We start from the raw sequence: 23,115 nt of genomic DNA on the forward strand, positions 1-23,115 counted from the left end.
GCGAGCGCAGCGAAGCAATCCAGAAATGTATCCGCCGAAAAAGTCTGGAATGCTTCGCTGCGCTCGCAATGACGATGTTGAAGTGGTCGCGCGCCGCTTTGTGAGTTGTGTCCGCGCCGCGGGCCGCTACCATAGGCCCTTCCTGTGACACGCAGGAGTCAGCACAGCAAGCGGGGACAAACATGAGCGGACAGGAACGCAAGGTGAAGGGATCGGACCTGTTTGTCGCGGCGCTGGAGAACGAGGGCGTCGACCGCATCTTCGGTGTCCCCGGTGAGGAGAATCTCGATCTCGTCGAATCGCTCCGCACCTCCAGGATCGAGCTGGTCCTGACCCGCCACGAGCAGGCCGCCGCTTTCATGGCCGCCACGCATGGGCGGTTGACTGGCAAGCCCGGCATATGTCTGTCGACACTTGGACCTGGCGCACTCAATCTGTCCACCGGCGCGGCATATGCGCATCTCGGCGCGATGCCGATGATCCTGATCACCGGCCAGAAGCCGATCATGAGCAGCCGGCAGGCGCGTTTCCAGATCGTTGACGTGGTCGCGACCATGAAGCCGCTGACGAAGCTGTCGCGGCAGATCGTCAGCGCCTCCAGCATCCCGACCGTGGTGCGCGACGCCTTTCGCGTGGCGATGGAAGAGCGGCCGGGGCCGGTGCATCTCGAATTGCCCGAAGATATCGCCGGCGATGAAGTGCCCGCCGCCCCGGTCATTCCGGTCCATCCGATCGAAATTCCGGTCGCCCATCGCGCCGCGCTCGATCGGGCCGCCGAGATGATCCTGGCTGCAAAGCGTCCGCTGGTGATGATGGGCGCTGCGACCAGCCGGCCGCGATCGACGCATGGCATCGCAAGCTTCGTGCGGCGGACCGGCATTCCCTTCTTCACCACGCAGATGGGCAAGGGCACCGTGCCCGGCGGCACCAATCTCTATATGGGGACCGCCGCGCTGTCCGAACGCGACTACGTCCATGACGCGATCGATGCCGCCGACCTGATCGTCGCGATCGGCCACGACCCCGTCGAGAAGCCGCCTTTTATCATGGGGCCGGCGGGGCCGAAGGTCATTCACGTGAGCTACACGCCGGCGAGCGTCGAGCTGGTCTATTTTCCCGACGCCGAGGTCGTCGGCGACGTCGGCCCGAGCCTGGAGCTGCTCGCCGACCGGCTCGAAGGCAAGCTGCCGCAGGCGGCGGCGCTCTTGCCGTTGCGCGAAGAGATCCTCAGTCACATCGCCGATCGCGCCACCGAGGCGCGCTGGCCGCCGACGCCGCAGCGGATCGTGCACGACATCCGCCAGGTGATCCCGGAGAATGGCATCGTCGCGCTCGACAATGGCATGTACAAGATCTGGTTCGCGCGGAATTACCGCACCCGTGTCGCCAACACGCTGCTGCTCGACAACGCGCTGGCGACGATGGGTGCCGGTCTGCCGTCGGCGATGATGGCCGCGATGCTCCATCCGGACCGCCGCGTGCTCGCGGTCGCCGGCGACGGGGGCTTCATGATGAACAGCCAGGAGATGGAGACTGCCGTCCGCCTCAAGCTCAATCTGGTCGTGCTGGTGCTCGAGGACAACGCCTACGGCATGATCCGCTGGAAGCAGGCGGTCGATCATTTTGCCGATTACGGCATGACGTTTGGAAATCCGGACTTCGTCGTCTATGCGAAGGCCTACGGCGCCAAGGGGCATCGCATCGCGAGCATCGACAGCTTCGGCCCGACGCTGGAGGCGGCCTTCCAAGAGGGCGGCGTGCACCTGGTCTCGATCCCGATCGATTATTCGGAGAACGTGCGGGTGCTGGTCGACGAGCTGCGGGCGCATGAGAAATCGAAGGCGTGAGTCGATGCTCTCACCACCCTCGTCATTGCGAGCGCAGCGAAGCAATCCAGAATCTTTCCACGGTGACAGTCTGGATTGCTTCGCTGCGCTCGCAATGACGAGTTCGTGGCAGCAGCTCGTCCCAATAAATCAACTGCACTTGTGTCACGCTCCTTAATCGCCGACACTCGCAAATCACCAAACCAATGACAGGAATTAGGAAATGACTCGCGTTCGTTGTGTCACCGAGATGGGCATGGGCGTCGACGTCCACGGCAGGGACGCCACCAAGGCGGCGAAGCGGGCGGTGTCGGACGCGATCAGGCATTCGAGTCTCGGCTTCTTCCGGATGATAGGCAAGACCGCGAACGACATGTTCGTCGACGTCACGATCGCGGTGCCCAATCCGGAAGCCGTGGACAAGGAAGCCGTCGCCAAGGAGCTGCCTTACGGCACGGTGACCATCAACGCAGTCAAGGGCGGGCTGGAGATTCCCTCAGCCACGGAAGTGGCCAACGACCCCATTCTCATCGCCAATGCGGCGGTGATCGTCAGCTTCGACAAGGACTAGGCCGGTGTCCGACAGCGATGTGGCGCTGCTCGATCGTCCGATCTGGAGCGCGCTGACAACGAGCCAGAAGCATCTGGCCGAGGGTGGCCCGCGCGCGCTGCGCTATCCCGTGGACATGACGCCCTTTGCCGACATGGTCGACATGTCGGCGGCGAGCTTCGCCGCGCTCGGCGATCTCATGTCGGACTCGCAGGTCGCTGCATTGTTCACGCCGGAGCCCGTCGAAGTGCCCGCCGGCTTCAAAATCGTGCTCGCCGAGAGCGGCGAGCAGATGATCGGCTCCCCGGCCGACAGTCGGCTCCGTGATGCCGAGATCGTCACGCTGGGACCCGCCGACGTGCCTGCCATGATGGCGCTGACCATGCTGACCAAGCCCGGTCCATTCGCGCTGCGCTCGCACGAACTCGGTACGTTCCTCGGTATTCGTGTCGGCGGCGAACTGGTCGCGATGGCCGGCGAGCGGATGAAGCCGGGAAAATTCGTCGAGATGACGGCCGTCTGCGTGCACCCTGATCATCGCGGACGCGGCTATGCGCAGGCGCTGCTCGCGGCGGTCGCGCGGCAGATCGAGGCCCGCGGCGAATTTCCGTTTCTGCACGTGTTTACCAAGAATACGTCTGCGATTGCGCTGTACGAGCGGCAGGGCATGCGGATTCGGCGGCGCCTGCACGTCACTGCGTTCATGAAGGAAGGATAGCGCTCGCAGGGGAGGTCTTCATTTCCCGCGAATTCCCGCTATATCCGACCCGACGATCATTGGGGAAAACACATGGACGCCAGGACACCAGATTTTTCCGCCGCACGGACGGCGATGCAGCGTTATGTCGATCAGGAGATCATCCCGGGTGCATCCTGGGCGGTGCTGCGGGGCCGCGATGTCGTCCAGCAATGCGTCGGGTTCGCCGACCGCGAGAGCAGCACTGCGCTGCGGCCCGACCACATCTTCCGCGCCTTCTCCAACACCAAGATCTTCATCACCTGCGCCATCATGCTGCTGGTCGAGGAAGGCCGCGTCGGGCTCGATGATGCCGTCGAGGAATTCCTGCCGCAGCTCGGCCATCGCATGGTGTTGAAGCCGGGCGCTGCGAGCCTTGGCGATGTCGAGCCGGCGAGGAGCGCGATCACGATCCGCCAGCTGCTGACCCACACGTCCGGGCTCAGCTACGGCATCTTCGATCCCGGTACGGTGCTGTTCAAAGGCTACAACGAGGCGCGCATCCTCAATCCGCTGACGCCGCTCGCCGACATGATCGACCGGCTTGCCGATCTGCCGTTGTCCTATCATCCCGGCGCCGGCTGGGAATATTCGGTGGCGACCGACGTGCTCGGCCGTGTCGTCGAGGTCGTCTCCGGCCAGCCGCTCGACGCCTTCCTCAAGGCACGCATCTTCGATCCGCTCGGCATGATCGATACCGGCTTCCACGTGCCGGAAGCGCAGCAGGGAAGGCTGGTCGCACTCTATAACGGCGCAGACGCGCTCGATCCGATGAAGCCCGGCCTCATGCGGGCCGACCATCTGCCTTATCCGCAGGCCTATCGGCGGCCGTTGCCGCGGCTGTCCGGCGGTGGCGGTCTGGTCTCGACCTTGGCCGACATGCTGGCGCTGGTGCGCGCGCTGCTGCCCGGTTCGGATGCGCTGCTGAAGCCGGAGACGCTGCGGCAGATGATGACGAACCAGCTGCCCGCCGGCCAGACCATCCGCTTCGCCAATCTCGGGCCGATCCCCGGCAAGGGCTTTGGCCTCGGTGGTGCCGTCACCTTCGCGCCGACGCCCTTCGATCCCTCGAATTCGACCGGTGAATTCCAGTGGGGCGGCCTTGCCGGCACCCATTGGTGGATCTGCCCTGAGGCTAACACCGCCGGCGTACTGATGACCCAGCGCTACATGGGCTTCTGGAATCCCTTCTTCTTCGAGTTCAAGCGCCTGGCCTATCAGGCGGCTGGAGGCTGACCGCGAAAAAATCTTCCGACGCCGCGAATCCCTTTTGGCGATCGCGCCCTCTTGATGGTCGAGACGATCAGTCTCGGCCCATGTCGGAGGATGTGATGGGATTTTACAGGAAGAACATCGGCGGCGCGCATCAGGCGGTGCGGGTCGTCTTGGGCGTCGCGGTCGCGGTCGCAGCATTGGTCTATCTCGCCGGCACCGCGGCGTGGCTGGTCGCGCTCGGCGGCGCGGGCTTTGCAATGACCGGTCTCGTCGGCTACTGCCCGATGTGCGCGATGGCCGGCATCGGCAAGGGAGGGGTGTCGTGAGCGCGGCTGCGATCTCGCCAAATTTGTTCGAGGCCGCGCGGCTCGGCGACCCCCGGGCGATCGCGTCTCTGCTGGAGACGGCACAGCCCGACATCCGCCGCTATGCGCGGGCGACCTGCCGCAGCTCGGCGGATGCCGAGGATGCAACGCAGGAAGCGATGTGGATCCTGTTCCGGCATGTCGGCACGATCCGCTCGCTGCTGGCGTTTTCGGCCTGGCTGTTCAGCGTGGTCCGCCGCGAATGCCTGCGGCTTGCGCGCAAGACAGGCCTTGCGCCGGCGATCGACGACAGCGAGGTGGAGGCGGCACTGCTGGCACGCCCGGAAGCCGATCTGCGGCTCGATGTGGCCGCCGCCTTCGAGGCGCTGCCGCCGCACTATCGCGACGTCGCCTTGATGCGCGACGTCAAGGAGATGACCATCGACGAGATCGCCGTCGCGCTTGGGGCCTCCAGGCAGACCGTGAAGGCCCGTCTGCATCGCGCCCGTGCCCTGATGCGCGAATATCTGACGAGATGAGACACGGCGCAAAGCCTGTTCGCGCGTCACCGGACAGGACACAAAAATGTTGCGAGTGGGGGGCCTACCTCCCACTCGCTGTTTGCGTCAGTCCTTCCACGGATCGAACTCGCCTTCGCCGGCCATGGCGACGGCGAACGGCCGCAGCGTGTGCAGCACCCGCACGGTGCCGGCGTGCTGCGCCAGCACGTCCGGCAGGCGGCGATAGGCCATCGGGCTCTCATCGAGGTCGGCACCCACAAGGGTGACGCCGCGTTCGTTGAGCCAGCGGTCCATCTCCGCGCGCGAGAAGCGCCGCTTCGCCTCCCGTCGTCCGAACAGGCGGCCGGCGCCGTGAACGGTCGAGTACAGCGAAGCCTCGGCCTCCGGACTGTCGACGCCTTCGAGGATGACGGCGTCGTCGCCCATCGAGCCGCCGACGAATCCCTTCTGGCCGGGAAACGCCGGCGTCGCGCCCTTGCGCACCACCCACAGATCCTTGCCGTCGTGGGTCTCACGCCAGGCATAGTTGTGGTGGTTGTGCACGCTCTCGGTCACGCTGCCGCCGATGATCTGGCGGACGCGCTCGACGACCCACTCGCGTCCCGCATAGGCGTAACGCCCGGCGAGCTGCATCGCCGCGATGTAGCGGCGGCCGAGCTCGGACTCCTCGTCGACCACTGCGGGCGGGACGTTCATGCCATCCTTGCCGCCGGCGGCCTTGAGGTAGCGCGTCGCGGAGGTGTGTCCGAGGCCGCGGCTTCCGAAATGGACGCCGATCCAGACAAAGCCTTCCTCGTCACGCATGAGGTCGACATAGTGATTGCCCGATCCGACCGTGCCGAGCTGGCTCACCGCCTTCTGACGGTAGGCCTCCATGTCGCTCTCGCGCCAGGCATCGCCATCGTCGAACAGCGCGTGCTCGGCCCGCTCGGCATTGGCGCGGCCGACACCGAACGAGATCCTCTTGGCGACGTCGCGGATGATCGTGGGCACGATGTCGGCGATGTCGTCGAAGCGCGTGTCGAGCTTTGCGGCCATGTTGCCGCAGCCGATGTCGAAGCCGACGCCAGAGATGCTGACCTGCTTCTCGTAGGCGATGACCCCGCCGACCGGCTGGGCGTAGCCGAGATGGCCATCGGCGCAGATCACGCCGGATACGACATTGCCGACCGCCATGCAGTTGCGCATCTGCGCCACGGTCGCCTCCTCATGCGGGCCGAAGATCTTCAGCGGCGCGTTCTGGAAGCGCGCCTCCTGCGGACGCAGGTTCGCGATCTCGCTCGCGGCGGTGTTGGCTTCGCGGGCGAGCTGCTCCTTGCGCGCGGCGTCCCGGTACGAGCACCAGGCCGGCTGGCCGCGTCCTTCGCCGACGCGCGAGTCGGGATCGACGCCGGCGGCGACGCAGAGCTCGCGGGCGCGTTCCATGTAGGGATCGGATCGTCGCATGGTCTTGAGTCCTGTTTCACATCCCGCGCGACTGCAGAGTGAACGTACGGTTCATGTCAGAGGTTTCAAGGGCTCCGGGCGCAGTCCGCGTCCGGGGTCGTTGTCATTGCGCATCAATTCAATGCCGTCTCCGACGCAGCGATCCACGCAATCGGGGCCTCAGAGAAGCCGTTGACGCGAGTCCAGGCGCTTGGGCACGCGCATCGTTTGCGCGAGCCCCGGGATCCGGGTCTCCCGTTCCGGCGATTGCCGGGATGTCTGAATGGGCCGCGCGACGGGCAACAAAAAACCCTCCGGAGCGGCAGGCTCGGGAGGGTCCGTGAGAAGCGGACTGTCGATCTTGCGGTCAGGCAAGATCGCTCCCATGAGCCGGGCATGCGCAATCGATTGGCCGCAGGCCATTCGACAGTCGCGCAAATCTTTCGTAGCTGTGCTTCATCACTGGGTTCATTGTTTTCGCGAACGGAAGTAATCGCGAGGGCGCGGGACATGCGCTCGCAACTTGCAGGTGTCAAGCGGCGCGCGTGAGAAAATTGGAAATGATGGACGCACGACGTGCCAACCTATCTCGGTCTCGATGGATTTCGCTTCGGCTGGGTCGCGGCCTGGATCGATGAGCGCGGCGATCACGGCTTCGATTATTCGCCGGGCCTGACGCGCCTGCTCGCGATGCCGCATGCGCGTGCGATGATCGACATGCCGATCGGGTTGAATCCGAGCGGCTATCGCGCTTGCGATCTGCGAGCACGCGAATTGATCGGCCCTGCCGTGTTTCTCGGCGCGCGCCGCGACCTCTGGACGTTCCCGGATATGGCTGCGGCCAATCGCCATTATTGGGCGCACGAGGGCGAGGGCAGGGGCGTATCCGCGCAGCTCTGGAACATCAGGGACAAGATCAGGGACGTCGACGCGATCATGACGCCGGCGCATCAAGCCAGCATCGGCGAAGCCCATCCGGAATTGATTTTTTGGAATCTGGCAGGACGAGTCCATCTTGCGAAGAAGACATCGGCGCAAGGCCGCGAACAGCGCATCGCGCTCTTGGAGCAGCGCGGATTCACGCGCCTGCCGAAATGGCTGACGCTTCGCTACCGCACCGGCATCGGCCGTGACGATCTCATCGATGCCTGCGCCTGCGCGGTCGCGGCGCGCGACAGCACGCAACGTGTCGGCGACGACCAGATCGATCCGCGGGGGCTGAGAATGGAGATCAACTATTGAGACCTCCGTGACCCTCGCGATCGCTTCCGTCTCCCGTGCGGCTGCGACGGGCATGGCTCTGCTTCAGATCAACGCCATCGTCGTCCAGTCTTGCTGCCCTCTCCTCGTACTCCTCGGCCATTGACTGCAAGCGTCGCGCGGCTGCGCTATGCGTGAGGTCGCCGGCGACGCGGCGACACCGCTTAGCATGGTCGAGCAGGGCGCGCTTCTCGATGCTCATCCGGCGACAACGCTTGGAAGGCTCAATGGTCCCTGCACGGGCGTTTGGAACTCTGCGATGGCGTTGTCTCGGAGAGTGGGAAAAAGCGGCAGTATTTTCAAGCGGGCAAGGAACATGGTCCTTGAACGGTCGTTGGCCAATGACTGTTGAGGGACAAAACACCATGTACGATGTCTGCCAATTGGCGACCGCGATGCTCGCGATTGCCTTTACGGCTCTGCTGTTGATCACGGGTCAACGGTTCATCGCGTACCGACTGCAGCACGACGCAACGACTCCGATCGTGGCGATGGCAACGCTGCCGCGATAAGGCGGGTTCGCCGGGACGAATAGTGACTTGCGCCGCACGGCGTCCTGCCTAGATTGGGCACGCCTCAGTCCATGCATCAAAGGTCCCGATGTCCGCTCTATCTGCCTTTCCCATCACCAAACGTTGGCCGGCGAAACATCCCGAACTGCTTCAGCTCTATTCGCTGCCGACGCCGAACGGCGTCAAGGTCTCGATCATGCTGGAGGAGATCGGACTGCCTTACGAAGTCCATCTCGTCGATTTCGGCAAGGACGACCAGAAGTCGACCGAATTCCTCTCGCTCAATCCGAACGGCAAGATCCCGGCGATCCTCGATCCCAACGGCCCCGGCGGCAGGCCGCTGCCGCTGTTCGAATCCGGGGCGATCCTGCAATACCTCGCCGAGAAGACCGGCAAGCTTCTGCCGGAGGACGCCGCACGCCGCTACCAGGCCATCCAGTGGGTGCATTTCCAGATGGGCGGCATCGGGCCGATGTTCGGCCAGGTCGGCTTCTTCCACAAATTCGCCGGCAAGGAGCTTGAGGACAAGCGGCCGCTCGAACGCTACGTGGACGAGTCCAAGCGCCTGCTCGGCGTGATGGAGGCGCATCTCGCCGGTCGGCAATGGTTCATGGATGACGACTACACCATCGCCGACATCTCCATGCTCGGCTGGGTGCGCAATCTCATCGGCTTCTACGGCGCCGGCGACCTCGTCGCATTCAGCCAGTTCAAGTCGGTTGGTGCCTGGCTCGACCGCGGCCTTGCGCGTCCGGCGGTGCAGCGCGGGCTGAATATTCCGAAGCGGCCGTAATTCGCCTCTAGAACAGCCGTCCGCCGTTCGGCACGGGCTTGCTCGGCTGCACCAGCACGACCTTGCCGGCAGCATCGGGGAAACCGAGCGTCAGCACCTCGGATACGACCGGGCCGATCTGGCGCGGCGGGAAATTGACGACGGCCGCGACCTGCAGCCCGACCAGCGTCTCGAGCGGATGATTTTCGGTGATCTGCGCCGAGCTCTTGCGGACGCCGATCGCGGGGCCGAAGTCGATCCATAGCCGCCAGGCCGGCTTGCGCGCCTCCGGGAACGGCTTGGCGTCGACGATGGTGCCGACGCGGATATCGACCGCGAGGAAGCTGTTGAAGTCGATGGTCGTCGAGGCGGCGGCTGCGGGATCGTGGGTGACGTGCATGGTCTATCCGTTCGGGGAGTGGCGTCGTTCGCAATATTGTCGCGCGAACCGGAGTTTCGTACAACGCGGCGGTCACGATACGACGCATGCGCGAGGAACGGTTTGCCCAACATCATCTACGGTATCAAGAACTGCGACACCATGAAAAAGGCGCGCACCTGGCTCGACAGCCATGGCGTGCCTTACGAGTTTCACGACTACAAGACGGCGGGAGTCGAGAAGGACAAGCTCAAGCAGTGGAGCGAGAAGGTCGGCTGGGAGACGTTGCTCAATCGCGCCGGCACGACCTTCAAGAAGCTCTCCGATTCCGACAAGGAAGGCCTCGGTGAGAAGAAGGCGCTGGCGTTGATGCTAGCGCAACCATCGATGATCAAGCGGCCGGTGCTGGAAATCGGCGGCAAGCTGCTGGTCGGCTTCAAGCCGGAGATCTATGTAAAGGAAGTTGGAGCCAAGAACGTTGGAGCCAAGAACGTTGGGGCCAAGGCGCGCTAGTTCAGCTCGATGATCTCGGCGGTGACGCTTGGGCTGGATTGGTCGGCGAGCTCGACCACATCGGCCGCCGCGATGCGGCCCGGCGCGCGATGAAACAGGTCGCGGTCGACCACGGCGCGCAGCCTCGGACGCGGCGGCGCGTCATTTCCGCGCATCAGATTCTTGATCTCGAAGCCGCCGTCCTCGCAGAAGGTTTTCACCGACGCGATGACGTGGCTGACCTTGTCCTCGGTCAGGAACGGCAGCAGCAGCCGTTCATAGGCGACGATGCGACCGTAGATGTCATCGATGTCGGCAACGCTGTAGATCGGAAGCGCGCGCGCGACGCATTCGTGATAGATGGGCATCACGAAGGGCGCGAGCCGCGGTCCGACATAGTCGTGCAGCAGGATGCCCTTGCCGGTATGTCCATAGGCGCTCGAGATGCGCGTGCCTTCGCTCTGGATGGTCAGGTGCGGCGTCGGCGTCGAATTGTCCACCGTGTAATAGATGAGATCGGACAGCTCTTCCTCGAGTCGCGCAGGCTGGTACTCCCAGATCGCCGGTGCGACCTGCTGGCGCGCATAAAGTCGCAGCCACGTGTTCAGGAGATCTACGCTGCCTGATCGACTTGACGACGGAGGGCGCGGTGCTTGCGAAATCCAAAACAATATTCCCAGCATGTCAAAACCCGCACATGATCCTCGCCGCGGGAAAATTTTCTATGAAGGCTGGCGCGGGAGACGAAAGACCGTTAACGACGACTTGATGACCGGTGCTTTGCGAACCGGGAGGCCGGGCAGGCACCACATCAATACATCTCCGACTAAGGGAGCATTTGTATCCCAGCCGGAGGCCTGATCTGCTCAGCTTTCCGCCTTGCCTAACCCCCGTCACCTCCGGCATATTCCGCGCCCGGAGGCGGCGTTCCGGATGGGCTCAAAGGCCTCCGGAAAGCCGAAGTCAACAAGGACAGCCACGCGCGGCCAGCGCGTCGCGCGGGCAGGGGGAAATCTGTTTGGCCGATGAGTTCATTCTCGAAACGGAAGGCTTGACCAAGGAGTTCGCGGGCTTCTTCGCCGTCCGCGACGTTGCGCTCAAGGTTCGCCGTGGGAGCATTCATGCGTTGATCGGGCCGAACGGCGCCGGCAAGACGACGTGCTTCAATCTTTTGACCAAGTTCCTCAAACCGTCTGCCGGAAAGATCCTCTACAAGGGGCAGGACATCACTGCGATGGCGCCGGCGGATGTGGCCCGCATGGGTCTGGTTCGCTCGTTCCAGATTTCGGCCGTGTTTCCGCATCTCACGGCGCTGGAGAACGTCCGCGTCGCACTTCAGCGCCAGCACGGCTCTTCGTTCGACTTCTGGCGTTCCAAGTCCGTGCTCAATCGCTTCAACGATCGCGCGCGCGAGCTGTTGAACGATGTCGGCCTCAGCGAGTTTGCCAATACGCCCGCGGTCGAGATGCCCTACGGGCGCAAGCGCGCACTGGAGATCGCAACCACGCTCGCGCTCGACCCCGAGATGATGCTGCTGGACGAGCCGATGGCCGGCATGGGTCACGAGGACATCGACAAGATCGCGGCGCTGATCAAGCGCATCTCCGCGAAATATACCATTCTGATGGTCGAGCATAATTTGAGCGTCGTGGCCAATCTCTCCGACATCATCACCGTGCTGACGCGCGGGCAGGTGCTCGCGCAGGGCCATTACTCCGAGCTCACCAAGGACGAGCGCGTCAAGGAAGCCTATCTGGGAGCCGGTCATGCCTGACACTGCGATCGCCCAGGCTCCGGCACAGGCTGCGACCGGCGGAAACATCCTTCAAGTCCGCAACTTGGAAGCCTGGTACGGCGAGTCTCACATCCTGCACGGGATCAACTTCGACGTGAATGCGGGCGAGGTCGTCACCCTGCTCGGGCGCAACGGCGCCGGCAAGACGACCACGTTGAAGTCGATCATGGGCATCATCGGCAAGCGCTCGGGCTCGGTGAAGTTCAACAACCAGGACATCATCCGCGCGACCTCCGACAAGATCGCGCGCATGGGCATCGCGTTCTGCCCGGAGGAGCGGGGGATATTTTCCAGCCTCGATGTGCGGGAGAATCTGATGCTGCCGCCGGTGGTCCGCGAAGGCGGGCTGCCGCTCGACCAGATCTTCGACCTGTTCCCGAACCTGAAGGAGCGGCTCAACAGCCAGGGCACCAAACTGTCGGGCGGCGAGCAGCAGATGCTCGCGATCGCGCGCATCCTGCGCACCGGCGCGAGCTTCCTGATGCTGGACGAGCCGACCGAGGGCCTTGCGCCCGTCATCATCCAGCAGATCGGCCATACCATTGCGCGACTCAAGAAGGAGGGCTTCACCATCCTCCTGGTCGAGCAGAACTTCCGCTTCGCATCGACCGTGGCCGACCGCTATTACGTGGTCGAGCACGGCAAAATCATTGACGGATTTTCCAACGCCGAGCTTGCTGCCAACATGGACAAGCTCCACACCTATCTCGGCGTCTAGAACTGCCAAAGAAGTTAGAACCATCGAGAATATTTAGAGAGGGAAGCCGCATGAACACCCGGTCGATCGCTTCATTTCTGCTCGGCACAGCGCTGGCACTTGCCGCGACAAGCGGCGCGATGGCGCAGGACAAGACCATCAAGATCGGCGTGCTCACCGACAACTCCGGGCTCTACGCCGACCTTGGAGGTCCCGGCTCGACGCTGGCCGCGCAGATGGCGATCGAGGATTCCGGGCTTGCAGCCAAGGGTTGGAAGGTCGATCTCATCTCCGCCGACCATCAGAATAAGCCCGACATCGGCACTGCGATCGCGCGGCAGTGGATCGATGTCGAGAAGGTCGACGTCTTCATGGACGTGCTGAACTCCGGCGTGGCGCTGGCGGTGAACAATGTCGTCAGGGAAAAGAATTCGATTCTGATCGACACGGGTGCGGCGACGTCCGACCTGACAAACGCGCAATGCTCGCCGAACACGATCCACTGGGTCTACGACACCTACATGCTGGCCAACAGCACGGGACAGGCGCTGGTGAAGGCCGGCGGTGACACCTGGTACTTTCTGACCGCCGACTACGCCTTTGGTCACGCGCTCGAGCGCGACACCGCTGCGGTGGTGGTCAAATCAGGCGGCAAGGTGATCGGGAGCGTCAAGCATCCGCTCAATACCGCGGACTTCTCCTCGTTCCTCCTGCAGGCGCAGGCGTCGAAAGCCAAGATCATCGGTATGGCGAACGCCGGTGGCGACACCACCAACACGATCAAGCAGGCGGCGGAATTCGGCATTGTCGCAGGCGGCCAGAAGCTCGCCGGGCTTTTGCTGTTCATCACCGACGTCCATGCGCTCGGATTGAAAGTGGCGCAGGGGCTGAACTTCACCGAAACCTTCTATTGGGATTTGAACGACGGCACCCGGGCCTTCTCCAAGCGTTTCTCCGAAAAGATGAAGAACAAGGCGATGCCTTCGATGGTGCAGGCCGGCGTCTATTCGGGCCTGATCCATTATTTCAAGACGCTGGAAGCTTTGGGTGGCAATCCGCACGATGGCGCCAAGGTGGTCGCCAAGATGAAGGAGATGCCGACGGACGATCCACTGTTCGGCAAGGGCACGATCCGCGCGGATGGCCGCAAGCTCCATCCCGCCTATCTGTTCGAGGTCAAGAAGCCTGAGGAATCCAAGGGGCCGTGGGACTACTACAAGCTGATCGGCACGACGGCGGCAGACCAGGCTTTCAGGCCGCTTTCGGAAAGCGCCTGTCCGCTGGTGAAGAAGTAGTACCGACAGCGTCCGCTGGCGGGCACCGTCGTCAACAAAACGGGACTGGGTACGAGATCGATCGATGCAGGCTCTATACGCTCAGCTACTGGTGGGACTGATCAACGGCTCGTTCTACGCGCTGCTCAGTCTCGGGCTTGCCGTGATCTTCGGCATGCTCAACATCATCAATTTCGCCCATGGTGCGCTCTACATGATGGGCGCGTTCGTTGCCTATTTCCTGTTGAACCTCGGCGGCATCAACTATTGGTGGGCGTTGCTGCTGGCGCCCATCATCGTCGGCATCTTCGGCATGATCCTGGAGCGGACAATGCTGCAATGGCTGACCGGGCTCGACCATCTCTACGGCCTGCTCCTGACCTTCGGCATCGCGCTGATCGTGCAGGGCGTGTTCCAGAACTACTTTGGCTCCTCCGGTCTGCCTTACGCCATTCCGGACCAGCTCAGGGGCGGCATGAATCTCGGCTTCATGTTCTTACCCGTCTATCGCGGCTGGGTCGTCGTGTTCTCGCTGGCGGTGTGCCTTGCGACCTGGTTCCTGATCGAGAAGACGCAGCTCGGCGCTTACCTGCGCGCCGCCACTGAAAATCCGACGCTGGTGCGCGCCTTCGGCATCAACGTGCCGCGCATGATCACGCTGACTTACGGTCTCGGTGTCGGCCTTGCCGCGCTCGCCGGCGTGCTCTCGGCGCCGATCAACCAGGTGCGTCCGCTGATGGGCGCTGACCTCATCATCGTCGTGTTCGCGGTGGTCGTGATCGGCGGCATGGGATCGATCATGGGCTCCATCATCACCGGCTTTGCGCTCGGCGTGATCGAGGGCCTGACCAAATATTTCTACCCCGAGGCCTCCAACACCGTCGTGTTCGTGCTGATGGTGCTGGTGCTCTTGGTGAAGCCAACGGGATTGACGGGAAGGGCAGCCTGACATGACGACCCTGACGGACGACACGCTGCCGACAACCCCTCGCGCGATGCGCGACGAGATGATCGTGTTCGTGGTGATGGCCCTGCTTTTGGCGGCAGTGCCGTTCACAGGAGTCTATCCGTTCTTCGTGATGCAGGCGCTGTGCTTTGCGCTGCTCGCGTGCGCCTTCAATCTGCTGGTCGGCTATGGCGGGCTGCTGTCGTTCGGCCACGCCATGTTCCTGGGAACCGCGGGCTATTGCAGTGCGCATGCGCTGAAGGTCTGGGCGCTGCCGCCCGAGCTCGGCATCCTCGTCGGCATCGCTGCGGCGTTCGTGCTGTCGATCATCACCGGCTACATCTCGATCCGCCGCCAGGGCATCTATTTCTCGATGATCACCCTGGCGCTGTCACAGCTCCTGTACTTCATCTACCTCCAGGCGCCGTTCACCCACGGCGAGGACGGCATCCAAGGCATCCCGCAAGGGCACATGTTCGGCGTGTTCGATCTGTCCAAGCCGACGGTGCTTTATTACGTCGTGCTGGTCGGCTTCCTCGCCGGCTTCCTCTTGATCTTCCGCATCATCAACTCGCCGTTCGGCGAGGTTTTGAAGGCAATTCGTGAGAACGAGCCGCGGGCGATCTCGCTCGGCTACCGCACTGACCAGTACAAGTTCCTGGCCTTCATCCTGTCGGGCACGCTGGCCGGCTTTGCCGGGGCGCTGAAAGTGTTCGTGGCGCAAAACGCCTCGCTCACCGACGTGCACTGGTCGATGTCGGGCGAAGTCGTGCTGATGACGCTGGTCGGTGGTCTCGGAACCATTTTCGGTCCGGTGATCGGTGCCTTTGTGATCATCGCGATGCAGCAATATCTAGCGGGCTTCGGCCAGTGGGTGACGGTGATCCAGGGTGGGATCTTCGTAATCTGCGTGCTCACCTTCCGCCGTGGCGTCATCGGTGAAATCGCGCATTACTTCCGGCGATCGCTCTAAGTATCTGATTTTAAATCGGTTTTCAGGTCGCTTGAAAGCGGTGGATGACCCGGCTCCGCGGGCGCGAGATGACACGCGCGTGGATCGAAAATGGTCTATGACAGTTTCATGACGGCCCTTCCGGGCCGGGCCATTTCCAACCGGTAGCCTGTCCCCATGATGCGATGGTTTCGTGCTTTCCTGCCCAAGGAAGAACGGTTCTTCGACCTGTTCGACCGTCATGCCCAGACCGTGATCCAGGGCTCGATCGCGCTCCAGGGCATGCTCAACGGGGGCGAGGAGACGCCGGTCTATTGCCAGCGCGTCAATCAGTTCGAGAACGACGCCGACAACATCACCCGCGAGGTGCTGACGGCAGTGCGCCGCACCTTCATCACCCCGTTCGACCGCGGCGACATCAAGAACCTGATCACCTCGATGGACGACGCCATCGACCAGATGCAGCAGACGGCGAAGGCCGTGATGCTGTTCGAGGTCCGCGCGTTCGAGCCGCCGATGCGCGAGATCGGCGGGCTTCTGATCGAATGCGCCAATCTGGTGGGACGCGCGCTGCCGCTGATGCAGTCGATCGGCCCGAACGTCGCCATGCTGAGCGCGATCACGGAAGAGCTGGGCAAGCTGGAGGGCCGCGTCGACGACCTCCACGACATCGGGCTGAAGGAGCTGTTCCTCAAGCATCGCAACGGCAACGCGATGGACTTCATCGTCGGTGTCGAGATCTACGACCATCTCGAGAAGGTGGCCGACCGCTTTGATGACGTCGCCAACGAGATCAACAGCATCGTCATCGAGCAAGTGTAGCGCATGATGCGGAAAAGTGTGCAGCGGTTTTCCGCTCAGATCATGCGTAAGCTTTAAGGCAGGGGCCGCGCCGTGGATGCTGCGTTGGGTTTTCCCGTCCTGGTCGGCTTGATCGCCGTCGCGTTGCTGTTCGACTTCCTGAATGGCCTGCACGACGCCGCCAATTCGATCGCGACCATCGTCTCGACCCGCGTGTTGCGGCCACAATTCGCGGTGTTCTGGGCCGCGTTCTTCAATTTCGTCGCCTTCATGGTGTTCGGGCTGCACGTCGCCCAGACCATCGGCACCGGCATCATCGATCCCTCGATCGTCGACGCCCAGGTGATCTTCGCGGCCTTGGTCGGGGCCATCGTCTGGAACCTCGTGACCTGGGCGCTCGGCATCCCGTCCTCGTCGTCGCATGCGCTGATCGGCGGCCTCGTCGGCGGCGGCATGGCCAAGGCGGGCATTTCGGCGGCGGTGTGGAGCGGATTGTCCAAGACGGTGCTGGCGATCGTGCTGTCGCCGCTGGTCGGCTTCCTGCTCGCGATGATGCTGGTGGCGATCGTGTCCTGGGCCTCGGTGCGCTCGACGCCCTTTGCAGTCGACCGCGCCTTCCGCATCCTGCAATTCGCCTCCGCCTCGCTCTATTCGCTCGGCCATGGCGGCAATGACGCGCAGAAGACCATGGGCATCATCGCGGTGCTGCTCTATTCGCAGGGCCATCTCGGCAGCGAATTCTCCGTGCCGTTCTGGGTGGTGCTGTCCTGCCAGGCCGCAATGGCGCTGGGCACGCTGATGGGCGGCTGGCGCATCGTCCGCACCATGGGCCTGCGCATCACCAAATTGACTCCGATGCAGGGCTTTTGCGCCGAGACCGGCGGCGCTGCGACCCTGTTCATGGCGACCTTCCTCGGCGTTCCCGTCTCGACCACCCACACTATCACCGGCGCGATCGTCGGCGTCGGCGCCGCCCGCCGTGTCTCGGCGGTGCGCTGGAATGTCGCGAGCTCGATCGTCTATGCCTGGGTGATCACGATCCCGGCCGCGGCCCTCGTGGCCGCGCTGAGCTGGTGGGCGGTCCAGATCGTCAAGTAACGAGCTTCAATCCGATAATTCCGGCGATGATCAAGGCGATGCTGGCGAGCCGGAAAGCGGTCGCGGGCTCGCCGAACAGGATGATGCCCAGCGTCGCGGTGCCGACCGCGCCGATTCCGGTCCAGACTGCGTAGGCGGTTCCGACGGGCAGTGATTTGAGAGCAACCCCGAGCAGGATGATGCTGCCGGCCATGGCCGCGAGCGTGACGACCGACGGAACAAGCTTGCTGAAGCCCTCGGTATATTTCAGGCCGATCGCCCAGGTGATCTCGAGAAGGCCGGCGACGAACAGGATGCTCCAGGCCATGACGACCCTCCGTTCAAGGCAGGGTCGTCCCCGCAGGCAATGACCTATGAAAGGGAGGGCCCTCCCTCCCAAAGGGCGATATGGGGCTGGCCGGAGGGCTCCGCAATCACCAAATGAGGCTTGATCAGGCCCATTTTCCCTGCCAAACGCTCCCGCCATGTCCGACATCGCCACCACCGCAGCCGAATCGCCGGCCCGTTCCCCGCTTGCCGCTGAAGTGTCGCGGCGGCGGACCTTTGCGATCATCTCCCACCCCGACGCCGGCAAGACCACGCTGACCGAGAAGCTGCTGCTGTTCGGCGGCGCCATTAACCTCGCCGGCCAGGTCAAGGCCAAGGGCGAGCGGCGCAATACGCGTTCGGACTGGATGAAGATCGAGCGCGAGCGCGGCATCTCGGTGGTGACCTCGGTGATGACCTTCGAGTTCGAGGGCCTCGTCTTCAACCTGCTGGACACGCCGGGCCACGAGGACTTTTCGGAAGACACCTACCGCACGCTCACGGCGGTCGATTCAGCCGTGATGGTGATCGACGCCGCCAAGGGCATCGAGGCGCGCACCCGGAAGCTGTTCGAGGTGTGTCGTCTTCGGGATATCCCGATCATCACCTTCATCAACAAGATGGACCGCGAGAGCCGCGACGTCTTCGAGCTGCTCGACGAGATCGAGAAGACGCTGGCGCTCGACACCACGCCGATGACCTGGCCGGTCGGCCGCGGCCGCGACTTCCTCGGCACCTATGACGTCGTCAATGGCGGCGTGCGTCTGCTCGAAGGTGGCGGCGCCAAGACCGGCGCGGCGCAGCAGATCGAGATCGCCGAGCTCGCCAAGCTCAATGCGAACCTCGACGTAACAGCGGTGAAGGACGAGCTCGAGCTCGTCACCGAAGCGTCAAAACCGTTCGAGCTCGAAGCATTCCGCGAGGGTCATCTGACGCCGGTCTATTTCGGCAGCGCGCTGCGCAATTTCGGCGTCGGCGACCTGCTGGAAGGCCTCGGCAAGTTCGCGCCCGAGCCGCGCGCGCAGGACAGCGATCAGCGCAAGGTCGAGGCCACCGATCCGCGCATGAGCGCCTTCGTGTTCAAGATCCAGGCCAACATGGATCCGAACCATCGCGACCGCATTGCGTTTGCGCGGCTCTGCTCGGGCAAGCTCAGCCGTGGCATGAAGGCCAAGCTCGTGCGCACCGGCAAGAGCATGCCGCTATCGAGCCCGCAATTCTTCTTCGCGCAGGATCGTTCGGTCGCCGACGAAGCCTTTGCCGGTGACGTCGTCGGCATTCCCAATCACGGCACGCTGCGCATCGGCGACACGCTGACCGAGGGCGAGGATTTCAATTTCGTCGGCGTGCCGAGCTTTGCGCCGGAAATCGTCCGCCGCGTCCGTCTCACCGACGCGATGAAGGCGAAGAAGCTGAAGGAAGCGCTTCAGCAGATGTCGGAGGAGGGCGTGGTGCAGGTGTTCCGTCCGCGCGACGGTGCGCCCGCGCTGGTCGGCGTCGTCGGCGCGCTCCAGCTCGACGTGCTAAAGGCCCGGCTCGAGGCCGAATATTCACTGCCGGTCGAGTTCGAGGTGAGCGAGTTCCAGCTCGCGCGCTGGGTCTCCTCGGAGGATCGCAAGAAGCTCGACACCTTCATCGCCGCCAACACCTCGAGCATCGCCGACGATGTCGATGGCGATCCCGTGTATCTGGCGCGAAACGAGTTCTATCTCGGCTACACCAGGGAACGCGCCGAGGGCATCGAGTTCACCAACGTCAAGGACGTCAAGAAGAAGGGGTAGGGCGGCCGCGCGCCCGGCTGCCGCAGCCACGCCCCCGCTGCGCAAGCACACCCTCCGCTGTCATGCCCCGGCTTGACCGGGGCATCCAGGGCGGCCTCTCGGCTCAATCACAACCGTCTCGGAATACTGGGTCGCCCGGTCCCGGCTCCGCCAAGGCTTCGCCGGGCTTTCGGTGTCGGGCCGGCGTAGCTTTAGCGAAGACGGCAAGCCGGGCGACGACACCGAGGTAGAACGCGAGCACGTGAACAGCCGCAGGCTTGAAGCCGCTCCAAGATCTCCCAACATGATTGCGGTCGCTCATCGCGGTGCTTCTCAATGCTGCGCGCAGTCCTGGTTCTGTTGCTGACCTTCCTGGCCGTGGGCGCCGCCGACGCGCGTCCACGCCAGATCAATCCGATTCCGTTTTCGCACGAGCCGTGCAGCGTGCTCGACGGCCGGCCGTGCACGCCGTCTTATTGCAGCCCGCTCGAGCCCGGCCCCTGCATTCCCGAGATCGACTACCCCTACGGCCAGAATCTCCAGCTCACGATCGAGAGCGTGCCGTCCGAGGTCGACCGCGCCAAATACCGGAAGCCCGATCACGATCTCGACACGATCGGCGATCTCTTTGCCGAGCTGCGCAGCTGCTGGTCGCCGCCATCGGACAACGCGCGCGCCGGCATGCAGATGTCGGTGCGCTTCAGTTTCAACAAGGCCGGTGGCTTGATCGGCCCGCCGCGCCTGACATACGCGACTGCGGGCGTGCCGGCCGGCACCCGCGCGACCTATCTCAATGCCATCAGCGCATCGCTGCAGGCATGCCTGCCGCTGAAATTCACTGGCGGACTTGGCGGCGCTTTGGCGGGCAGGCCGATCGCGATCCGCTATGTCGACAATCGCGAGCTCGGCAAGTAGCGCAGCTCTATCCCCTCATCCTGAGAGCGCGTTCTTCACGCGCGTCTCGAAGGATGAAGGCCCGGCTGTGGCAGCGGGGCCTCTATGGTTCGAGACGGCGCTTTCGCGCCTCCTCACCATGAGGGGCACGAGTTGCGAGCAGCAGCCAATCGATGATACCTCAGAGGCGGGGGGCTGCTTTAGGGGAGGATGTCATGGGTCTGGTGGTCATGGTCCTGGGGCTGGTGCTGTTTTTTGCCGCCCATATTTTCACGACGAAACGAAAGGCGCGCGCAGAGGCGATCGCGAGGCTGGGCGAGGGGACCTACAAGATCCTCTATTCGCTGGTTTCGCTCGCGGGGCTCGTGCTGATCATCTGGGGCTTTGGCCATTACCGCAGCTCCGGCTGGATCGACGTCTGGTATCCGCCGAAGGCGCTGAAGCACATCACGCTCGCCTTGATGCTGCCCGCCGTCATCCTGGTGGTGGCCTCGTACCTGCGCGGCCGCATCTATGCGACGCTGAAGCATCCGATGCTGGCCGGCATCAAGCTGTGGGCAGCCTCGCATCTGCTCGCCAATGGCGACCTCGGCTCCATCATCCTGTTCGGCTCGTTCCTGGGTTGGGCGGTGTATGATCGCATTACGCTGAAGCATCGCACCGATGCCGGCGGCCCGCCGATCCCGGTGGGCGGCGTCACCAACGATCTGATTGCGATCGCTGTCGGCGTCGTCGCCTACCTGGCGCTGGCGTTTGCTTTCCACCCCGTCGTGATCGGTGTTCCCGTGATCGGCGTCTAGCCGGTCAGCACAAGACGACACCCGGTGTCCATGCGCGGAAGATAACAAGGGCAACAAGCCGAGGCACGCCGATGGACTGGTCGAAATCTCAGATCCCGCCGATGCGGTTCGAGGCGCGCTTTGGCGATCGGGTGGTGCCGGCATTTTGCGATCGGCCGTCGAGCCTGTGGGCAATGATCGCGGAAGCCTGCGCGCGCAATGGCGATGGTGAGGCGCTGATTTGCGGCGACATCCGCCTGAGCTGGCGGCAAGCCGTCGAGCAGTCCGCGCGGATCGCGGCCGGCTTCCGCAAGCTTGGTTTGCAACGCGGCGACCGCGTCGCCATCCTGCTCGGCAACCGCATCGAGTTTCCGCTGCTGCTGTTTGCCGCCGCGCATGAGGGGCTGGTCACGGTGCTGCTCAGCACGCGCCAGCAGAAGCCGGAGATCGCCTATGTGCTCACGGACTGCGGCGCGAAGATCCTGATCCATGAGGCAGCGCTTGCCGAGCGACTGCCCGATGCGCAGGATGTGCCCGATGTGATCCACCGCATCGCCATCGGCGACGATCCGGCCCGGTCGCGCTTCTCCGCTCTCGCCGACAACGCGCCGGCGCCTGCGCCGGCCGAGGTCAATGAGGAGGATACCGCGATGATCCTCTACACCTCGGGCACGACGGGCAAGCCGAAAGGCGCAATGCTGGCCCATTGCAACATCATCCATTCCTCGATGGTGTTCGTGTCCTGCCTGCAATTGACGGCGGCGGATCGCTCGATCGCCGCGGTGCCGCTCGGCCACGTCACCGGCATCGTCGCCAACATCACGACCATGATCCGCTGCGGCGGCGCGCTGATCATCATGCCGGAGTTCAAGGCGGCCGATTATCTCAAGCTCGCCGCGCGCGAGCGCGTCACCTACACCGTGATGGTGCCGGCGATGTACAATCTCTGCCTGCTGCAGCCCGATTTCGATGGCTATGACCTGTTGAGCTGGCGCATCGGCGGCTTTGGCGGCGCGCCGATGCCGGTCGCGACCATCGAGAAGCTCAAGGCGAAGATCCCCGGCCTGAAGCTGATGAACTGCTACGGCGCGACCGAGACGACGTCGCCCTCGACCATCATGCCGGGCGAGCTGACGGAGAGCCATATCGACAGCGTCGGCCTGCCGTGCCCGGGCGCGCGCATTGCCGCGATGGGAACGGATGGGCGCGAGCTGCCGCATTGCGAGATCGGCGAGCTCTGGATCCAGGGCGCCTCCGTGATCAAGGGCTATTGGAACAACCCGAAGGCCACGGCCGAGAGCTTCACTGGGGGCTTCTGGCACTCCGGCGACCTCGGCTCGGTCGACGCGGAGGGGTTTGTCCGCGTGTTCGACCGGCAAAAGGACATGATCAATCGCGGCGGGCTGAAGATCTATTCGGCCGAGGTCGAATCCGTGCTGGCCGGCCATCCCGCCGTGATCGAGAGCGCGATCATCGCCAAGGCCTGCCCGGTCCTGGGCGAGCGCGTCCACGCCGTGGTGGTGACGCGCAGCCCGGTCGCCAGCGAGGCCCTGCGGGCCTGGTGCGCGGAGCGGCTGTCCGACTACAAGGTCCCCGAAACCATGGCGATCACCGCCGAGCCACTGCCGCGGAACGCCAATGGCAAGGTGCTGAAGCGGCAGTTGCGGGAGCTGCTCGGAAGCTGAGCCGGGCAGGCGGCTCCGGGCTATCCCGGGTGGTTAACGCCTTGATTGGCCTCGCTTTGCCTTGCCACCGCCATATCGTTAGGGTACCTCGCCGCCACGTGGGGACGGGATTCCTGTCGCGAACGCTTTGGCGCG

The 23,115-nt window shown here is 63.8% G+C and carries 24 protein-coding genes and 1 pseudogene; 21 read left to right on the plus strand and 4 right to left on the minus strand.

Going from position 1 to position 23,115, the window contains the following annotated elements:
* Positions 1 to 182 precede the first annotated feature (182 nt).
* The 6 genes from CWO91_RS25380 to CWO91_RS25405 all read left to right on the plus strand — a co-directional run bounded on the left by CWO91_RS25380 (position 183) and on the right by CWO91_RS25405 (position 5,171).
* Positions 183 to 1,847 carry an acetolactate synthase large subunit gene (locus CWO91_RS25380; protein ID WP_130217307.1) on the plus strand — a complete coding sequence of 555 codons (1,665 nt, stop codon included), beginning with the start codon at positions 183 to 185 and terminating at the stop codon, positions 1,845 to 1,847.
* A 202-nt stretch (positions 1,848 to 2,049) separates the two neighbouring features.
* Complete coding sequence (locus CWO91_RS25385; protein ID WP_130217309.1) at positions 2,050 to 2,397, plus strand: Lin0512 family protein; 348 nt, start codon at positions 2,050 to 2,052, stop codon at positions 2,395 to 2,397.
* Positions 2,398 to 2,401: 4 nt separating this feature from the next.
* Positions 2,402 to 3,094, plus strand: a complete 693-nt coding sequence (locus CWO91_RS25390) for a GNAT family N-acetyltransferase (RefSeq protein ID WP_130217311.1) — start codon at positions 2,402 to 2,404, stop codon at positions 3,092 to 3,094.
* 72 nt (positions 3,095 to 3,166) lie between these two features.
* Positions 3,167 to 4,348: a serine hydrolase domain-containing protein gene (locus tag CWO91_RS25395; RefSeq protein WP_130217313.1), complete on the plus strand. Its 1,182-nt coding sequence runs from the start codon at positions 3,167 to 3,169 to the stop codon at positions 4,346 to 4,348.
* A 95-nt stretch (positions 4,349 to 4,443) separates the two neighbouring features.
* Positions 4,444 to 4,653 (plus strand): YgaP family membrane protein, encoded by a 210-nt coding sequence (locus tag CWO91_RS25400; RefSeq protein ID WP_165405696.1) that lies wholly within the window; start codon positions 4,444 to 4,446, stop codon positions 4,651 to 4,653.
* Positions 4,650 to 5,171: an RNA polymerase sigma factor gene (locus CWO91_RS25405; protein ID WP_130217317.1), complete on the plus strand. Its 522-nt coding sequence runs from the start codon at positions 4,650 to 4,652 to the stop codon at positions 5,169 to 5,171. The genes CWO91_RS25400 and CWO91_RS25405 overlap by 4 nt, the downstream gene beginning before the upstream one ends.
* An 87-nt stretch (positions 5,172 to 5,258) precedes the next feature.
* Here the strand turns inward: CWO91_RS25405 and CWO91_RS25410 are convergent, their stop codons facing one another.
* On the minus strand, positions 5,259 to 6,599 hold the full coding sequence (locus CWO91_RS25410) for an RtcB family protein (RefSeq protein WP_130217319.1): 1,341 nt from the start codon (positions 6,597 to 6,599) through the stop codon (positions 5,259 to 5,261).
* A gap of 555 nt (positions 6,600 to 7,154) precedes the next feature.
* Here CWO91_RS25410 and CWO91_RS25420 point away from each other — a divergent pair.
* The 3 genes from CWO91_RS25420 (at position 7,155) to CWO91_RS25425 (ending at position 9,143) form a co-directional block, all read left to right on the plus strand.
* Entirely contained in the window at positions 7,155 to 7,820 is a 666-nt protein-coding gene (locus tag CWO91_RS25420) for a DUF429 domain-containing protein (RefSeq protein WP_130217323.1), read from the plus strand.
* Between the two features lie 383 nt (positions 7,821 to 8,203).
* Positions 8,204 to 8,350 (plus strand): hypothetical protein, encoded by a 147-nt coding sequence (locus CWO91_RS43230; RefSeq protein WP_165405697.1) that lies wholly within the window; start codon positions 8,204 to 8,206, stop codon positions 8,348 to 8,350.
* An 88-nt stretch (positions 8,351 to 8,438) separates the two neighbouring features.
* Positions 8,439 to 9,143, plus strand: coding sequence for a glutathione S-transferase family protein (locus CWO91_RS25425; RefSeq protein ID WP_130217325.1), 705 nt, complete (start codon positions 8,439 to 8,441; stop codon positions 9,141 to 9,143).
* Positions 9,144 to 9,150: 7 nt separating this feature from the next.
* Here CWO91_RS25425 and CWO91_RS25430 read toward each other — a convergent pair whose 3' ends face one another.
* Positions 9,151 to 9,522, minus strand: coding sequence for a tRNA-binding protein (locus CWO91_RS25430; protein ID WP_130217327.1), 372 nt, complete (start codon positions 9,520 to 9,522; stop codon positions 9,151 to 9,153).
* Positions 9,523 to 9,624: 102 nt separating this feature from the next.
* On the opposite strand from CWO91_RS25430, the gene CWO91_RS25435 reads away from it, so the two are divergent.
* The gene (locus CWO91_RS25435) at positions 9,625 to 10,014 is read left to right on the plus strand and encodes an ArsC family reductase (protein WP_130217329.1); all 390 of its coding nucleotides are present in this window, start codon (positions 9,625 to 9,627) and stop codon (positions 10,012 to 10,014) included.
* Here the strand turns inward: CWO91_RS25435 and CWO91_RS25440 are convergent.
* Positions 10,011 to 10,659, minus strand: a pseudogene (locus tag CWO91_RS25440) (hypothetical protein). The gene CWO91_RS25435 and the pseudogene CWO91_RS25440 sit on opposite strands and share 4 nt — an antisense overlap.
* 352 nt (positions 10,660 to 11,011) lie before the next feature.
* On the opposite strand from CWO91_RS25440, the gene CWO91_RS25445 reads away from it, so the two are divergent.
* From CWO91_RS25445 to CWO91_RS25475, 7 genes are all read left to right on the plus strand, one after another.
* Complete coding sequence (locus tag CWO91_RS25445) at positions 11,012 to 11,767, plus strand: ABC transporter ATP-binding protein (RefSeq protein WP_008551999.1); 756 nt, start codon at positions 11,012 to 11,014, stop codon at positions 11,765 to 11,767.
* Positions 11,760 to 12,506, plus strand: coding sequence for an ABC transporter ATP-binding protein (locus CWO91_RS25450; RefSeq protein WP_130217331.1), 747 nt, complete (start codon positions 11,760 to 11,762; stop codon positions 12,504 to 12,506). The genes CWO91_RS25445 and CWO91_RS25450 overlap by 8 nt, the downstream gene beginning before the upstream one ends.
* 50 nt (positions 12,507 to 12,556) lie before the next feature.
* A complete protein-coding gene (locus CWO91_RS25455) occupies positions 12,557 to 13,780 on the plus strand; it encodes an ABC transporter substrate-binding protein (protein ID WP_091894983.1) in 1,224 nt (407 codons plus the stop codon).
* Positions 13,781 to 13,844: 64 nt separating this feature from the next.
* Positions 13,845 to 14,708, plus strand: a complete 864-nt coding sequence (locus tag CWO91_RS25460) for a branched-chain amino acid ABC transporter permease (RefSeq protein WP_025035788.1) — start codon at positions 13,845 to 13,847, stop codon at positions 14,706 to 14,708.
* Between the two features lies 1 nt (position 14,709).
* A complete protein-coding gene (locus CWO91_RS25465) occupies positions 14,710 to 15,678 on the plus strand; it encodes a branched-chain amino acid ABC transporter permease (protein WP_130217333.1) in 969 nt (322 codons plus the stop codon).
* Between the two features lie 156 nt (positions 15,679 to 15,834).
* Positions 15,835 to 16,479, plus strand: a complete 645-nt coding sequence (locus CWO91_RS25470; protein ID WP_091894987.1) for a DUF47 domain-containing protein — start codon at positions 15,835 to 15,837, stop codon at positions 16,477 to 16,479.
* A 72-nt stretch (positions 16,480 to 16,551) separates the two neighbouring features.
* On the plus strand, positions 16,552 to 17,556 hold the full coding sequence (locus tag CWO91_RS25475; RefSeq protein ID WP_130217335.1) for an inorganic phosphate transporter: 1,005 nt from the start codon (positions 16,552 to 16,554) through the stop codon (positions 17,554 to 17,556).
* On the opposite strand, the gene sugE is transcribed toward CWO91_RS25475, so the two are convergent.
* The gene (sugE, locus tag CWO91_RS25480) at positions 17,549 to 17,863 is read right to left on the minus strand and encodes a quaternary ammonium compound efflux SMR transporter SugE (RefSeq protein WP_130217337.1); all 315 of its coding nucleotides are present in this window, start codon (positions 17,861 to 17,863) and stop codon (positions 17,549 to 17,551) included. The genes CWO91_RS25475 and sugE overlap by 8 nt on opposite strands.
* A gap of 157 nt (positions 17,864 to 18,020) precedes the next feature.
* Here sugE and CWO91_RS25485 point away from each other — a divergent pair, with 157 nt between their 5' ends.
* The 4 genes from CWO91_RS25485 to CWO91_RS25500 all read left to right on the plus strand — a co-directional run bounded on the left by CWO91_RS25485 (position 18,021) and on the right by CWO91_RS25500 (position 22,980).
* A complete protein-coding gene (locus tag CWO91_RS25485; protein WP_091894992.1) occupies positions 18,021 to 19,643 on the plus strand; it encodes a peptide chain release factor 3 in 1,623 nt (540 codons plus the stop codon).
* A gap of 315 nt (positions 19,644 to 19,958) precedes the next feature.
* Entirely contained in the window at positions 19,959 to 20,537 is a 579-nt protein-coding gene (locus CWO91_RS25490) for a hypothetical protein (protein WP_130217339.1), read from the plus strand.
* A 194-nt stretch (positions 20,538 to 20,731) separates the two neighbouring features.
* The gene (locus CWO91_RS25495; RefSeq protein WP_130217341.1) at positions 20,732 to 21,316 is read left to right on the plus strand and encodes an NnrU family protein; all 585 of its coding nucleotides are present in this window, start codon (positions 20,732 to 20,734) and stop codon (positions 21,314 to 21,316) included.
* Positions 21,317 to 21,387: 71 nt separating this feature from the next.
* On the plus strand, positions 21,388 to 22,980 hold the full coding sequence (locus CWO91_RS25500) for a class I adenylate-forming enzyme family protein (protein ID WP_130217343.1): 1,593 nt from the start codon (positions 21,388 to 21,390) through the stop codon (positions 22,978 to 22,980).
* The last annotated feature ends 135 nt before the right edge of the window (positions 22,981 to 23,115 follow it).

Origin of the sequence: Bradyrhizobium genosp. SA-3 (assembly GCF_004212635.1) — a bacterium.
Lineage (GTDB): Bacteria > Pseudomonadota > Alphaproteobacteria > Rhizobiales > Xanthobacteraceae > Bradyrhizobium.